General features: G+C 66.0%; 10 protein-coding genes. 2 read left to right on the forward strand and 8 right to left on the reverse strand.

What is annotated here, in order from left to right; genetic code table 11:
• Positions 1–85: 85 nt before the first annotated feature.
• The 7 genes from QZ546_RS13270 to QZ546_RS13300 all read right to left on the reverse strand — a co-directional run bounded on the left by QZ546_RS13270 (position 86) and on the right by QZ546_RS13300 (position 13,550).
• Positions 86–1,270: a histidine-type phosphatase gene (locus tag QZ546_RS13270; protein WP_294238414.1), complete on the reverse strand. Its 1,185-nt coding sequence runs from the start codon at positions 1,268–1,270 to the stop codon at positions 86–88.
• Positions 1,271–1,288: 18 nt separating this feature from the next.
• Positions 1,289–3,892, reverse strand: coding sequence for a TonB-dependent receptor (locus tag QZ546_RS13275; protein ID WP_294238336.1), 2,604 nt, complete (start codon positions 3,890–3,892; stop codon positions 1,289–1,291).
• Between the two features lie 151 nt (positions 3,893–4,043).
• Positions 4,044–6,980, reverse strand: coding sequence for a TonB-dependent siderophore receptor (locus tag QZ546_RS13280; protein ID WP_294238338.1), 2,937 nt, complete (start codon positions 6,978–6,980; stop codon positions 4,044–4,046).
• A gap of 166 nt (positions 6,981–7,146) precedes the next feature.
• Positions 7,147–8,730 (reverse strand): Na+/H+ antiporter, encoded by a 1,584-nt coding sequence (locus QZ546_RS13285; RefSeq protein WP_294238340.1) that lies wholly within the window; start codon positions 8,728–8,730, stop codon positions 7,147–7,149.
• Between the two features lie 90 nt (positions 8,731–8,820).
• Complete coding sequence (locus QZ546_RS13290; protein WP_294238343.1) at positions 8,821–9,759, reverse strand: glycerophosphodiester phosphodiesterase family protein; 939 nt, start codon at positions 9,757–9,759, stop codon at positions 8,821–8,823.
• Between the two features lie 71 nt (positions 9,760–9,830).
• The gene (locus tag QZ546_RS13295) at positions 9,831–12,335 is read right to left on the reverse strand and encodes a TonB-dependent receptor (RefSeq protein ID WP_294238347.1); all 2,505 of its coding nucleotides are present in this window, start codon (positions 12,333–12,335) and stop codon (positions 9,831–9,833) included.
• Positions 12,336–12,407: 72 nt separating this feature from the next.
• Entirely contained in the window at positions 12,408–13,550 is a 1,143-nt protein-coding gene (locus QZ546_RS13300) for an ROK family transcriptional regulator (RefSeq protein WP_294238350.1), read from the reverse strand.
• Positions 13,551–13,615: 65 nt separating this feature from the next.
• Here QZ546_RS13300 and QZ546_RS13305 point away from each other — a divergent pair, with 65 nt between their 5' ends.
• Together QZ546_RS13305 and QZ546_RS13310 are read left to right on the forward strand one after the other, a co-directional pair.
• On the forward strand, positions 13,616–13,906 hold the full coding sequence (locus tag QZ546_RS13305; RefSeq protein WP_294238353.1) for a hypothetical protein: 291 nt from the start codon (positions 13,616–13,618) through the stop codon (positions 13,904–13,906).
• A gap of 57 nt (positions 13,907–13,963) precedes the next feature.
• Positions 13,964–14,914 carry an MFS transporter gene (locus QZ546_RS13310; RefSeq protein WP_367113533.1) on the forward strand — a complete coding sequence of 317 codons (951 nt, stop codon included), beginning with the start codon at positions 13,964–13,966 and terminating at the stop codon, positions 14,912–14,914.
• An 18-nt stretch (positions 14,915–14,932) separates the two neighbouring features.
• On the opposite strand, the gene QZ546_RS13315 is transcribed toward QZ546_RS13310, so the two are convergent.
• Complete coding sequence (locus QZ546_RS13315; protein WP_058745717.1) at positions 14,933–15,103, reverse strand: (2Fe-2S)-binding protein; 171 nt, start codon at positions 15,101–15,103, stop codon at positions 14,933–14,935.
• Positions 15,104–15,141: the final 38 nt, after the last annotated feature.

Consider the following 15,141-nt stretch of genomic DNA (forward strand, 5'->3'; position numbering starts at 1 on the left):
ACGCCGACCAAGGCCGAAAGTAACGAAAGATTGCTGGATTTCGCTGCCGCGTCGGCGACGCGACAGCGATTGGTATCTGGCCGGGCTATCGCTTGAGCAGTGCCACGAACTTCGATTCCGGACAGACGGCGCCGCAACCCGGCACCGGCAGTACGGCGACATATCCGGCCCCCGGCGCAAGGCTGCGTAGCTGATCGAGCGTCTGCGAGCGGTAGAGCGCGCGCACATAGCGCTGGCCCTTCGTATTGACCAATCGTTCGAAGATGATCGCACCGCCGGGAAGGGGATCGTCGGCGGCCAGGCGCGGCACCTGCCAATGTAGGTCCAGCAGCCCGCCCAGATTGGCGACATTGGTGTCGTGGCCCGAAATCATCGTCACCACCGGGCCCTTCTCGGCGGTGAGCGCATCGGCGATCAGGGGCGTCAGCAGCGCCAGATTGGCCTTGGCGATATAATGCGGCCGCGCGAGCAGCCGGAACTCGGTGGCATGAAATTCGGCGATGCGTCCGATGTCGGCGGGCGTGGCGCGACCCCAGCCGACCTCCGCCATGGATTTGCCCTCGGCATATTCCAGCAGCAGGATCTGCGCGGCGGTCGAGGCACGGTCGAGGGCGCCTGTCAATTTGGGCCGCTTGCCGGGTTCGACGGGGGCCAGGCCGCTGGGCAGATGCGATACGCCGCAGGACGGCGTCACCGGTGCGCAGAGAATGGTATCGAGCCGGGTAAGCAGCGGGCGGAGCCGGGCTTCCTCGGCCGCGATCCCGCCTTCGCCGCCTGCCTCGGACAGCACCGCCGCCCGCGCGGTCGCCGGATCGAAGGCGACGCCCGGCTGATCGAGCGGGGAGAATAGAGGATCGGGCTCGTCCTGCGGCTTGGCCTCGATCGCAATCGGGCAGCCGGGGGCGAGGGCGGCGGCATAGGCCCGCGCCGTCTCGATCGTGCGCTCGTCGCTATCGGCGACGATCCGCACCTTCGTGCAGCCACTGCGCGGCAACACACCCGCCTGGATCCAGCGGGCCCTGTCGTCCGTGCCGAGCAGCGCCACCCCTGCGCGACCATGTTCGGTCAGATAGCCGGGCTTGACCGACCAGCTGGGCCAGGGCGCGCTGGCGGTGCCGGCGGGCATCGGCGTCGCCTTGGTCGGCGGCCGTACGCCGTGGCGCATCACCAGCACGACGCGGTCGAGCTTCATACCCGCAGGCAAGGCCGGTTCCTGGGCAGCGACCGGAGCGGCGACGACCAGCGCGGCGCCGAGGAGGATGGACTTCATCACGACTGGGCTGATCCTCTAGAAATGGAGCTGGGCGCCCCAGCGGAAGCTGTATCCGTAACGTTCACGCTCGACCAGTTGCGCGCGTGTGCCGATATAACGCCGCCACGGCGCATCGGTGAGGTTCAGCGCCTGGCCGAAGAAGGTCAGCTGCGGCGTGACTTCATAGGACAGGTTGACGTCGAGCTGGCCGTTGCGGTCGGTATATTGGTCGGCCGCCGCCGTCGCACCCAGCGTGTCGAGATATTTCGATCGCAACGAATAGGCCGCCCGGACCGCCAGGCCATATTTTTCGTAAAAGACCTGCGCCGTGCCGACGTCGCGCGACTGGAGGAACAGCGGGAAGCGCCCGCTGCGCCCGCCGGGGATATTGCCCTCGCCGTGTCCGGTGATGTGCGCATAATTGGCCGACACGCCGAACCCGTCCAGCACGCCGGGCAGGAAGGTGAAGCGCACCTGCATATTCGCCTCGATGCCCTGCAGCACCGCCTGGTCGACATTGGTCGCCTGCGTCACGGTCACGCCGGTCAGCGCCTGCCCGGCAAAGGTGCCGTTCACGTTCAGTGTCGCGCCGGTATAGATTGGATCGTCGATATGCTTGTAGAAATAGCCGAGCGAGATCAGCCCCTGTCCGGGCAGATAATATTCGATCGCGCTGTCCAGATTGATCGCCTTGTAGGGCTTCAGGTTCGGATTGCCGAGGGTGACGCTGTTGGGCGACGTCGTCTGGTCGACCAGCACATAGGGGGCGAGATCGGGATAGTTGGGCCGGCCGAGCGCGGTGGTCGCCGCGGCCCGGACGATCAGGCCCTCGGTCACTTCCCACTTGGCGTTCACCCCGGGGAAGATGTTCGTGTAATCCTTCGACCCGAACGCGTTATAGCCGCTGTTGAGCGCGGTCGTGGCGGTGATCAGCTTGCCCTTGCTCCGGTCGCTCGTATGCTCGACGCGGACGCCCGGCACGATGGTAAAGGCGCTGAAATGCGCCGTCGCCATCGCATAGCCCGCCCAGATCCGCTCCTGCACGTCATAGTCGTTGGCCAGGCTATTGGCGCGGCTCGACCCGATATTGGCGGTGATGATGCCCGGATTGGCGGCGATATAGGCCTGGCCCGCATCATATCCGACCCGCACGGGGAAGACATACCGGTCGTAGAAGCTGGTGTCGCCCAGATAGGCGACATTGGCCAGCGTGAAGGTCCGGCCGCTGGTCAGCCCATAGGTCAGATAGTCGCGGTCGTTGGTCTTGTGCCGGTCGAGATATTTGACGCCCAGCTTGATGCTGCTGTCGTGGCCGATCGCGAAGGGCAGGGTCAGGTCGGCGCGGCCCTGCCACAGCGTCTCAACGGCGTTGCGGTGGTCGTAATTGACGCTGTTGAGCGAATAGGCGGTCTGGTTGGCGTTGGGCTGGACCGTCGGGATGAAGTTATAGGGGGTATCCGACACGTCATAATTGACGGTCAGCGCGCTGCCGCCGGTGCGGAAATTATATTCGGAGCGCAGCGGATCGCGCTTCTGCGCCCGCGTCCATCCGCCCGCCAGGTCGAGCGCGGCGTCGCCGAGCTCAAAGCTGCCGCCGCCCTGGACGGACTTGGTATTGTCCGTCTCCTGCCGCCGCCGCACGCGCTCGCTGCCCCGGCCTCGAAAGGTGCCGGTCGTCGCGCTGGTCGCCAGCACGTTCGACTGGTTGTCGATGATGAGCTGGTCGCGCGTCTCGTTATCGTCGAACCGCGAAAGCGTGCCGCGCAGGAACAGCTTGACCGCATCGGTCGGACGCCAGTCGAGATTGAGGACGACGCCCTGCCGGGTACGGACCAGGTTATAGTCGCGCAGGCCCGCCTGATCGGGCAGGACGACGCTGGGCACCGACGATCCGGCAGCGGTGGTGACCGAACGCCAGTTGGTCGAGCCCTGGAAATTCTCGGACTCGATCGGGCGGTGCGAGTAATTGACCGACAGGACCGCACCGAATTGCTGGTCCCGGCCGAAGCGTCCGCCGACCTGGACATCGCCCTCATAGGGATGACCGCCGTTCAGGTGATAGGCGCCATATTGTGCGCGTGCGTCGGCGAACAGAGGTGCCTTGCGATCAAAGGCGGTCAGGGTGCGGATATTGACCTCGCCGCCGATCGCATTGGCATCCTGATCGGGGGTCAGCGACTTGGTGACGATCACCGAGTTGATGAGCGCGGAGGGGATGTCGTCCAGCTTCACCTGGCGGCCGTCCGGCTCGGGCGCGGGCAGCGTCAGGCCGTTGAGCGTGACGTTGACCAGGTTCGGATTGACGCCGCGGATGATGACATAGCGGCCCTCGCCCTGGTCGTTGGCGACCGACAGGCCGGGCAGGCGGCGTACCGCCTCGGCGACATTCTGGTCGGGCAACTTGCCGACATCATTGGCGTAGAGCGCCTCGACGACGTTATCGGCCTGGCGCTTCGCCTCGATGGCCTTTTTCTCACCCTGGGCGGTGCCGACGACGACGATTTCCTGGCCGTCCTTCGCATCGGGTTCGGCCGCAGGGGACGTGGTGCTGGCGGTGCTCGCCACCATCTGCGCCTGGGCGGTGTTCGCCGACAGCATGCCGAGCGCGGAAACACCCGCGAGCAGCGCGAAGCTCTTCATGTCTCAAATCCCCCATCGCCGCATATCCGGCTTTGTCGGGGGCGCTACGACAGATTGGCGACAAAATGGGGAAGGGTCGGTTACCGGTTCGTGACAATCGGCGGGCGGCTATGGTCGTATCATATCTGCCATAGCCACCCACCCGCCATCCTTACCGCGTGAAGCGCAGCCCCACGAAGAAGGTGCGGCCGATCACGTCATAGACGCCAGCCTGATAGCTCAGCTCGAAATTGGCGCCGCCCGCCTCGGCACCCGGAATACGCGGGGGCTTGCGGTCGAAGGCGTTGTTCAGGCCGCCCGACAGCTCCATATTCTTGGTCAGGCGCACCCAGCCGAAAAAGTCGTTGTAGAAGACGTTCGGCGTGAAGACCGGGTCGTACTTCGCCGCCGTGATCGTGGTCGCCGCCTTCATCGGCGAGAAGTGGCGCAGCGTCCAGGTCGTGCCCCAGGTCGGCTGCGAATAGGTGGTGCGGATCACGCCCTTCCAGGTCGGGCTGCCGAAGACGCCGCGATATTCGGTGATCGTGTTCGGATCGCTGGGGTCGAGCGTGTAGCGGCGGTTGAGCAGCCGGGTATAGTTGGCGTTGATCGACAGATTGCCCGCCCCCGCGCCCAGGCCGAACCGCTCCAGATCGGTGGCATAGGCCAGGCCGAAGTCGATGCCGCGCGTCAGATACTGCGCCAGGTTCAGCTTCTGCGTGACCACCGACTTGATGTTGTTGCCCGCGTCACGGGTGACGAGCGCGCAGAATACGTTGGTCAGGCTCGGCTGGTCGACGCACTTGTTGATGATCGTCTGCGCGCCGAAGGCGTCGATCGCGTTGCGCAGGTCGATGTCGTAATAGTCGACGGTCAGCGACAGCCCGCGGATGAAGCGCGGCTCGATCACCGTGCCGACGGTCAGCGTCCGGGCGGTCTCGGGCTTCAGCGCCAGATTGCCCTTCGAGATGATGTCGCGATAGATCCAGTAGTTGCTCAGGTCGCTGGGGTTGATCGCCTTGCAGTTCGGCGCGGTATATTGCGTCCGGGTGATCCGGTTGGCGAGATTATAGGCATTGCAGGGATCGGTCACCCACATGCCGCCGACGCTGCTGGCGGTGAACAGCTCGCCGATATTGGGCGCGCGGACCGCTTGGCCATAGGTGGCGCGGAAACGGATATCGCGGATCGGCGCCCATTCGCCGCCCGCCTTCCACGTCGTGGTCCGGCCCGCCGTACTATAGTCCGACAGGCGCACCGCGCCGTCGATCGACAGGCTGTTGAAGAAGGGCGTGTCGCGCAGGATCGGCGCATGGAGTTCGCCATAGGCTTCCTTGACGCTATAATTGCCGATCAGCGGCATCTGCGTCACGCCCAGGGTCGGGTCGTATTTCGGGCTGTCGGCGTTGTATTCCGCCGATACGCCGATGTCGTTGCGCTCCTTGCGATATTCGGCGCCGATCACCGCCTGGACCGCACCACCTGGCAGGTCGAACAGCCCGCCCGAGACATAGCCCGAGGCGACCTGCTGCGTCATGGTCGACTTGGCCCAGCTCGACGTGTACTGGATATAGTTGATCATCGGCTGGGTCAGCGTGACGAACGGATTGATCGGCACGCATCCGTCGTTCGGGCTGGTCAGCGTGCTGCGGCAGATCGCATTGCCGCGCGCGTCGGTCGTCGAATCCAGGCCCTGATACCAGCGGGCATAGGAGGTGGCGTTGAAGTCGCGCACCTGCTGCTCGGACCGCCCATAGGAATAATAGGCGGTGTAGTTCCAGTTATGTGCGAGCAGGCGGAAATCGCCCTCGGCCCCGGCGACCGCCTGAATGGTCTTGCGGCGATACTGGGTTTCGGGCGTGCCGACCTCCATCACGCGCCGGGCGAAGTTGACGCCGCCGGCGGGCACGGTGCCGCCCGCCGCCTGGCGCATCTGGTCGGTGATATAGGGGCTGTCAGCCGGGACGGCGTCATAGCCGAAGCCGGTCAACGGCGCATAGGCCGCGGTGGAATAGTTGCGGGCGAAGCTGACATTGCCGAACAGCTTGAACGCATCGCTGAAGTCGTAATGGCTGGCGACGCGGGTCGAGAAACGCTCCGAGGGCACCGACAACAGCCAGCCGTCATAGCGGCCATGATATTCGCTGCCGTCACCCGCCAGCAGCGTGCCGAGCGCTTCGCTGGTATTGGCCATATTGACCGACTGCGGGTTCAGGAAGCCCGCCGGACCCAGATTGGGCGCGCGCAAGCTGCCATTGGCCGCGACGGCATAGAGCTGCTTGTTGAGGATGACCTGCGCCGAGTCGGACGAATAGATGTTATAGTTTCCATCATAGATGGAGTATTTCGTCGCCTCCTTGGTCTTGCCGTAATAGGGATAGCCCTGCGCCGTCCAGGGGCGGTCCGCACCGCTGACCAGACCCGGCTGGTTGTCGTAAAAGGCGTAGAAGGTGACATTGCCGCGACTATCGGCAAAGTTGCTGCCCGCCAGCAGGTCGAAGCCATATTGGTTCATGTCGTCGCGGGTCGACGCATTGTAGCGGAAATTGGACTCCAGTCCCTGGAAGTTCTTCTTCAGGATGAAGTTGGCGACGCCCGCGACCGCGTCCGCGCCATAGAGCGCGGAGGCGCCGCCGGTCACGACCTCGACCCGCTCGACCAGGCTGGAGGGGATGTTGCTGAGATCGACCGCCGAGGTGCCCGGGATCGCGGGCACCTGGCGATGGCCGTCGACCAGCACCAGCGTGCGCTGCGTACCCATGCCACGCAGGTCGAGCGCGTTGATGCCGGCATTGCCCGCCAGATTGCTGGTCTGGTTCGTCTGGGTGATCGCCAGTGCGGGCAGCTGGTTGACGACGTCGGTGATCTGCTGCGACCCGACCGTCCGGATGTCGGCGGCGGTCACGACCGCGACGGGCGAGGGGCTGTCCTTCGCATCGCGGCGGATGCGCGACCCGGTCACCAGCACTTCGCCGCCGTTACCCGCATCGTCGGTCGAGGCCTGGGTTTGGGTTGTCTCACGCTTCTCGGTCTGCGCGCACAATTGCTGTGCATAGAAAGCGCAGCCGAGCATCAAGGTCGTGCGAAACGCACTTTTGCGAACAATCATGTCTCTAGCCCCCTTAAGTATTTCGTATACTGAATATGCAGCGGGGCGATCGAGTCAAGTGACATATTGGGAATGAAGGGGCGATTTCCGGCTTCTATTTCGGCAGCAACCCGCTGGACGAACGGCCGCCGTCAGGGTCGGGCGCGTAGCCCGGAGCGAAGTGATCTCACCCCTTGGCGGCGACGGCGCCCAGTTCTTCCAGGTCGAGATCATGCTCCAGATCATGGAGCGTCTCGTCGTCGATGCGACCGGCGCGGTGAAGTCGGACCAGCTCGACGCGCCCGGCCGCGACCGCGGCGATGATGACGTCGAAATGGCTCGCGATCGCCGCCTTCAGTTCCTCGGCGGTGCCCTCGAAGCTCTGGCCCGCTCGGGCCCGCGTCTGGTAGCGTTTCAGCAGCTGTGGGTGGATCAGCTGCCCGGCCTCGTCATGGGCGATGCGCTCGACCGCCGCCAGTTGGGCCCGGAACATCGCCTGTTCGGCCGCCTGCAAATCCAGCGGGGGCAGGGCGGCCGGGTCCTCGGCGGGGTCGGCGTGACGGATGATCCAGCCGAGCGAGGTTCCCTGCAACAGGACGGTGACGAGGATCACGATAAAGGCGGTCACGAGCATCAGGTCGCGCGCGGGCATCGCCTCCGGCAAGGACAGCGCGACCGCCAGCGTGACCACGCCACGCATCCCGGCCCAGCTCATGACGAGCGCCGCGCGCGGGCCGAGCGGTCGGGCCTGGTGCCATCCGAGACGGCGGAGGACCGCGACCAGGCCATCGGTGCCGAAGACCCATGCAAAGCGCGCGACGATCACCGCCAGGACGATCATCGACACGGGCCACGCCATGGTGTCGAAGACGACGCGCAGGTCGCCCACCCGCTCCAGCAGGCCGCGTAGCGACAGCCCGATCAACGTGAAGACGGCGGCCTCCAGCAGGAAGACGAGCACATGCCAGAAAGCCAGCGCGCGGATGCGGACGCTGGCGCTATACACGACATGCTGGTGCCAGCCGCAGGTCAGGCCCGCAGTGACGACCGCGATCACGCCGGAGACATGCAGCATTTCGCCGACGATATAGGCACTCCACGAGACCAGCAGCGTGGCGGCGATCATCAGCGTGTCGTCGCCCAGTCGCCGGAGCGCGACGACCCACAAGGTCCCGATCGCCGCGCCCACCGCGATGCCGCCCAGGACCAGCAGGAAGAAGCTGCCCGTCGCGGCGCCCAGGGAGAAACTGCCGGTCAGCACGGCGGCGACGGCGAAGCGGAACAGCACCAGCCCGGCGGCATCGTTCAACAGGCTTTCGCCCTCCAGCAGGGCGGACAGGCGGCGCGGCAGGCGGACCTGTTGCAGGGCGGCGCGTGCCGACACCGCATCGGGCGGCGACAGGATCGCCCCCAGGGCGACGCAGGCGGCCCAGGGCAGGGTGGGCACCAGCAGCTTGGTGACGATGGCGACGACGGCGGTGGTAAAGAACACCGCACCGATCGCCAGCGACAATATGCCGACCATATGACGGCGGAACGGCGCGATGGCGGTGAACCAAGCGCCGTCCATCAACAGCGGCGGCAGGAACAGGACGAGGACCAGTTCCGGGTCGATCGCGATGCTGGGGAGCCCCGGCATGAAGGCCAGCGCGCCGCCCCCGACGATCAGCGCGGCGGCGGGCGGCAACGATAGCCGCTGGGCGAGATAGTGCAGCACCACCACGACCAGGAACATCGCGATGATCAGTTCAAAGCCTTGCGCCGCACCCATGATGTTGTCCCCCCGTTGCCGGATCGGGGCAAAGCGCAAAATCGGCTTTCGATCAATAGGTTCGGGCCCTGGTCGGCCGGTGGCGCCCGATCACTTCGCCCGGACGGTCCGATCGGCGCGGTAGCGGAGCAGGTCCTCGACCGCATCGGTCTGAAGCAGGCGAACGCCCTGGTCGGCCAGGCGGCCCCAGACGCTCTCGGGATCGTGACGGGCCTCGGGGTCGCCGCCCATGCCGGTGACGAAGCCCTTGAACAGCGTATTGATCCAGACCGGCACGCCCAGCGCCCGAGCCTGGGTCATGACGGCAGGCAGGGTGGTCACGGGCAGGACCGGCAATTCGATCGCAATCGGCTTGACCGGCCCGCGCATCTGGTCGGCGATGATCTGCGGCACGTCACCGGCCTGGCGGTCGGTCGTGATCGGGATCACGGCGAACGGCACGCGATCATAGGGGGCGATCGAGGCGAGCGGTACCGAGGCGATCCCGGCAAAGGTCTTCACGATCACCCGGTCCTGCGCACCCGCCCGGTGCACGGCGTCGACCACCTCGCCATAGACGGCGTCCTTCACGTCCAGGTTCAGGACGATGCGGTCCTTGGCCAGTGCCAGGATTTCGTCGAGCGTGGGCACCCGCTGATCGGTGAGGGGCGTCGATGCCCCGCCTTCGTCCTGGCGCAGGTGCAGCGCCTTGATCCGGGCGAGCGAGAGGTCGGCGACCTTGCCGGTGCCGTCGGTGGTCCGGTCCACGCTGTCGTCGTGCATGATGACCAGATAGCCGTCGCGCGTGCGTCGTACGTCCGTTTCCATGACGTCGGCGCCGAGCTTCGCACATTGCATCAGCGCGGCGGGCGAGTTTTCCGGCGCGGTGCCGAAGCCATGGCGCGGCGCGGCCTCGTGGCAGCCGCGATGCGCGATCACGATCAGCCCGCCCTTGGGGTCGTGGAGGCGTCGCAGGGTTTCGACGGGGTCGGCATGGGCGGCGGAACAGGCGCACAAAGCGAGCGCGGCGACGAAAAGCGGACGGAACATGGCGGGCTTTCGGAATAGGGAGCAGGGCGGGGCGACCGACGGGCCGCCCCGGTCAACAGGTCAGCGGACGCTCACCACTTGCGGCTGACGATGAAGCGGACATTCCGGCCGAACAGCGGACGACCGAAGATCGCGGTCGGCACGCCCTGGCCGAAGCGGTCGCCCGCCGTGTTCCCCTCGGTAAAGCCGTGCGCGTTGGTGACGTTGTCGCCCACGACCTGGAACTGCCACGGCCCCGACGACACGATCCCGCCCAGCCCGAACGACCCATAAGCGGGCAGCGCGGTCGTGTTGAAGAAGTCGGTATAGCGCTGGCTGACATAGTCGTAGCGGCCGTAGATGCTGACATCCGCGCCCCCGACCTGGAAGTCGGCGGTCGGCCGGACGTTCAGGAACAACTTGGGCTCGCGGACGATCTGCTTGCCGTTGGCGCGGCTGCCGTCGAGGCCGGTATTGCTGCTGAAGTTCAGGTAACGCGGGTTCTGGACCGTGACCGACCCGGCGAGCGAGAAGGGTCCGGCCAGCTTCAGGCGACCATCGGCCTCCATGCCCTTGGTCTCCGCGGTGCCGATGAAGTTGGTTGTCACGTCGGCGCGGCCGGTCGCCGGGTTGAAGCCCGCAAAGCTCGCGTTGAGCGGATCGAACTTGGTGTAGAAGCCCGTGACGTAGAGATAGGACCGGCCCGAGGCGAGCTTCACACCCGCTTCGTACAGCTTGGCCTTGGTCGAGACGATGGCGGGCGTCGGATAGTTGAAGGCGAGTGTCGTGTTCGGCGGCACCTCCAGCTGCGACGCGCGCAGATACATGCCGATATGGCGGCTGACGTCGAAATTGGCGCCGACGGTCCAGTTGGTCGCCTGCTGCTTCAGCTTCAGCGTGCCGATGCCGCCGGTGAAGCCGCGCGTGCTGTTGTCGGCCAGCGTGGTCGCGTCACCCAGATTGTACGAGCCGGTTAGGCGGGCATAGCCGCCATAGCTGTACCATTCATGCCGGATCCCGGCGTCGAAGCGCAGCCGGTCGGTGATGTCCCACGTATCGGTGCCGTAGAGCGCGATCACCTGTCCCTCGACGCTGCCCGCATTGAGCGACACGGCATCGTTCAGCGAGCCGCGATCGGTCACATAACCCTGGACCGCGCCGTTCGCCGAATAGGCGGCGAGGTCGAGCACCTTGGGCTGCGACTTCACCTGGATCAGATAGTTCTGATAGGCGGTGAACATCTTCTGGCCCCAGGCCGAGGCATAGGTGCCGATACGGATGTCATGGGTGCCGATGCCGGTCTCGAACTTGCGCGTGACCGACAGGTCGCCCTGCGTCGAATAGAAGTCGGTCTGGATCGAGCGATATTGCGCCTGCATCACCAGTCCGGAGTCGGTCGAGGGATCATAGGCGGTCAGGCCGTTGGTCCCTGCGATGCTATAGCCCATGCGCGCGACGCCGGGGCCGAACGCGCTGGTCGCCGCCGCCAGATAGCCATTGGCGAAGCTTGCGCCGTCGACCGGGTTCGAGGTCGAGTAGAAGGCGTCGAAATGCACCTTGCCCATGGTCAGCCCGCCCTTGGCGGAGACGTGCCAGTCGCCATGATCGCCCTCATAGTCGAAGGCGACATTGCCGAACTGGATGTGGCGGCCATTGGCCAGGTCGCCGCGCTGGGTCTGGATCGTGCCCGAGGCATCGCGATAGCGGATCGCGACGTTGCGCAGGTCGGGCGTGTTCAGCGTGCCGTTGAAATAGTCGAGATACTTGTCGAGGCTGACCGATGGATTGCGCGGGTCGTTGGTCGGGATCGACAGATAGAAGACATTGTGGTCGTCGGTATACTGGCCGGAAAGCTTGATGAAGCCGTTGGGCAGGTCATGCTTGATATTGGCGCGGATCTGGCCACCGCGGTCGCTGGGGAAGCCGGAGTCGCGATAGCCGTCATGATAGCGGATGAAGCCGCCGACCGCATAATAGGTGTCCTGGTTCAGCGGGCCCGCCTGATAGGCGTCGAGCCGGTAATAGCCGGTGTCGCCGACCGTCGCCTGCACCTTGCCCCGCGTGGTGTCGGTGCCAGTCACGGTGATGACGTTGGCGATCGCCGCCGCCGTGCTGGCATAGATCGGCGCCGGACCGCCGCGAACCACCTCGATCCGGTCGGTCATCAGGTCCAGGCGGTTCATGCCGTCGCCCTGGTTGAAGAACCAGCCGTCCAGTTCCTGGAACAACGGCAGGCCGTCCTGCTGGTAATAGAGGAAACCGCGATCGGTCGGGATGCCGCGCACGCGGGTGATGTTCTGCACCTCGCCGCCGGTCGCTTCGACATGGATGCCGGGCAGCGTGCCGATCAGGTCGGTCGTGCTCTTGGGCGCCAGCTTCTGAATGTCGTTCTGCGACAGCGAATTGACGGCATAGGACACGTCGAAACGCCGCTGCTGGCGCGCGGAGCCGGTGACGATGATGTCCGAATGGTCGGTTTCCTTCGCGGTGCTTTCCGGCGCGCCCGACGCGGCGGCGGCCTGATCCTGTGCGAAAGCGGGCTGGGCGGCGAACGGCGCGATGCCAAGGGCCGCGCTCAACAGCAATTTGGTCTTCATGGTAACCCCCATTGGTCGGAATGAGGGGGCCCTTGGGCGTGAAGGATGACAATTTTATTTGCTTACATGTAATTAAATCGCATGGAGCGCGGACGTCACAGCATGGACCGGGATCATCGCGGCGCCGATGACCACCGCCCGGCTGCCGATAGACGAGGCCAGGATTTCGGGCAGCGTCGAGCGATAGCCGTCCTGGCGAAGCCGCGACCGTTCCGCCAGGCCCGAGGCGATCCGTTGGATGAGCGGTAGGGGAAGCGCACCGGATATCACGATCGCGCCGGGGTCGAACCAAGCGGTCCCGCTCATGACGGCCAGGTCCAGCTGCGCGATCACCCGGTCGGTCCAGGCGTCGATCAATGGGCCTTGGCTGTCCAGCAATCCCTCGATCTCGGCCAGCGAGTCGATCGCGATGCCGGCGTCGCGCAGCACATGGAGAAGGTCGATCCCCGAGGGGCGGGCATGATGGCCGGGAAAGAGCCGTCCGACCTCTCCGGCATTGCCATATTCGCCCAGGAACAGTTCGCGCTCGGTCATGATGCCCCCGCCGATCCCATGGCCGAGGAACAGCGTCAGCACCGACCGATAGCGACCGATGACGCCCGGCTGATAATATTCCGCGAGGGTCGCCGCGCTGGCATCGTTTTCGATCCAGACGGGCATGTTCAACGCATCGCCCAGCGTCTCGGCAAGCGGCAGCTCGTTCCAGCCCGCCACCCGGTCGACGACCACGCGCCGCGTCCGGTCGCCCGGCAGGGCATAGCCGGGCACCGCGACGCCCAGCCCCAGGAACTTGCCGCGCATGAAGCCATGGGTCGCGGCGATCGCCTGCAACCGCGCCTCGACGGTTCGGGCGAAGACACGCGGATCGGGGCTGTCGAACGGCGTCGTGTCATGCACCAGCGGCACCCCGCGAAAGTCGACGATCACCAGTTCCAGCCAGCCGGGATGGGGCGTCGCGCCGATCGCCCAGCCGCCCTGGCCCGACACGGTCAGCGGCACCATCGGCCGACCGCGTGCCGGCGCGTCGCGCGCGTCCATCTCCTCGACCAGATCGAGCGCGAGCAGCGACTGGGTCAGCCGCGTCATCGTCGCGCCGTTCATGCCCAGCAGGTGCGCCAGCCGGGTGCGCGGGGCCCCGCCTTCGATCCGCAACTGCATCAGGATGCGGCGCTGCGGCTCGCTCAACAGGATTTGCGGGCGATGGGGTCGGGACATGGGCGGGCGATATATTTCCACCATGTCAAATAAATGAAAGCGATATGCGATAGAGGCGGCGGATCATGGCCTCGCTAGGTTCCGACATCCCCGTCCCGTCCTCGCATTCCCTGGCCATGCAGGTGGCGTACAGCGCCGCCAATCTGGGCAAGAGCGTGGTTTGGACCAGCTTCGACAGCATCATGCTGTTCTACCTCGTCTCGATCGCCGGATTCGGGCCATTGTCGGCAGCGGCCTTACTCGCCGCGGCGTTGACATGGGACGCGCTGTTCGACCTTCAGGTCGCGCGCTGGGCGGATCGGCGGGGCGATCGGAACCGCCTGGCCAGGCTGGTGCTGTTCGGCGCGCCGCTGTGAGGGATCGGCTTTTGGTGCATCTTTCTGTTTCAGGCACCGGGCGCAATCGCGACGGCGATCATCGCGTGCCGTGTCGGCTATTCGCTGTGCGATGTCGGGCACAACACGCTGCTGATCCGCGTCGCGCGCGCGCCGGGCGATGCGGCGCGGGTATCGGGCCTGAGGCTGTTGTTCAGCGCGGGCGGCGTGGCCCTGCTTGCCCTGGTATCCGGGTGCAGCCTGTCGCTGGCCGCACCGGAGGCGCAGCGCCATGCCTTTGCGTCCGGCGCGGTCTTTGGTGCCTTGTTGTATGTCGGGACCCTATTCGGTGCGATGCTGGCGACGCGCAACCTGGCCCCGCCATCCGTCGGGACTGGCGGACCACGGGCGATCGTGCCGCTGCGCAGCTATTGGCGGAACGCGCCCTTTCGCCGCCTGCTGTGCGTCATCGCGGTGCAGGCCGCCCTGGTGCCCCTGTTCCAGCGGGCGCTGCCCTTTTTCGGGCAGGCCGTTCTGGCCGATGCCAGCTGGGCGGGGCCTGCGTTGCTGACCGTGACCATCGCCCAGTCGCTGGCGCTGCCCGGGTGGATGATGCTGGCGCGCCGGTGGACGTCGCGACGGATCGCCATGACGGCCTATGGCATGACCATCCTGGCGATGGTCGGGATGACCGTCATGCCGATCGGCCTATGGGGAACGGGTATGCTGACCCTGCTCGGCGTGTCGATGGGGGGCATGAACCTGGCCATCTGGGCGCTGCTCACCGAGACGGTGCAGCAGTCGATGGCGGCGGGGACGCAGGAGGAGGGGACGCCGGTCGGGCTGTTCCTGGCGGTGCTCAAGGGGGCAGCAGCGGCCGGGAACCTGTTGTTCGGGGCCATCGTCGCAGCGGGAACGGTTCGACTGCCGGGCCAGAATGGTACCGAGGTCGAACTGGTGCCGCTGAGCGCCACGATCCTGCCGGTCCTGGGAAGTGTCCTGGCCCTGGCGCTGCTCGCCATGGGCAGCCGTCGCGCCCCACCGGCGTGATGGAGGGCCCGCAAACCGTCAGGCGGCGGCGCGTTCCTCGTCGATGATGGCACGCGCCAGGACGGCGCATTGCCCGCATTTGGGCTGACGGCCCAGCGCCTGGTACATCTGGCAGGGGGTCATCGACCCGGCCCGTGCGGCGTCGCGAACCTGCGACTCCCGAATGGCATTGCATACACACACGACCAAGGGGGCTCTCCATTAAAAGCCCGCCCCTCATAGCGCTA

Source organism: uncultured Sphingomonas sp. (assembly GCF_913062585.1).
Lineage (GTDB): Bacteria > Pseudomonadota > Alphaproteobacteria > Sphingomonadales > Sphingomonadaceae > Sphingomonas.

Bases quoted from the DNA above. Each gene is read 5' to 3' on its own strand.
- QZ546_RS13270 (WP_294238414.1), bottom strand. From the start codon at position 1,270: ATGAAGTCCATCCTCCTCGGCGCCGCGCTGGTCGTCGCCGCTCCGGTC.
- QZ546_RS13275 (WP_294238336.1), bottom strand. From the start codon at position 3,892: ATGAAGAGCTTCGCGCTGCTCGCGGGTGTTTCCGCGCTCGGCATGCTG.
- QZ546_RS13280 (WP_294238338.1), bottom strand. From the start codon at position 6,980: ATGATTGTTCGCAAAAGTGCGTTTCGCACGACCTTGATGCTCGGCTGC.
- QZ546_RS13285 (WP_294238340.1), bottom strand. From the start codon at position 8,730: ATGGGTGCGGCGCAAGGCTTTGAACTGATCATCGCGATGTTCCTGGTC.
- QZ546_RS13290 (WP_294238343.1), bottom strand. From the start codon at position 9,759: ATGTTCCGTCCGCTTTTCGTCGCCGCGCTCGCTTTGTGCGCCTGTTCC.
- QZ546_RS13295 (WP_294238347.1), bottom strand. From the start codon at position 12,335: ATGAAGACCAAATTGCTGTTGAGCGCGGCCCTTGGCATCGCGCCGTTC.
- QZ546_RS13300 (WP_294238350.1), bottom strand. From the start codon at position 13,550: ATGTCCCGACCCCATCGCCCGCAAATCCTGTTGAGCGAGCCGCAGCGC.
- QZ546_RS13305 (WP_294238353.1), top strand. From the start codon at position 13,616: ATGGCCTCGCTAGGTTCCGACATCCCCGTCCCGTCCTCGCATTCCCTG.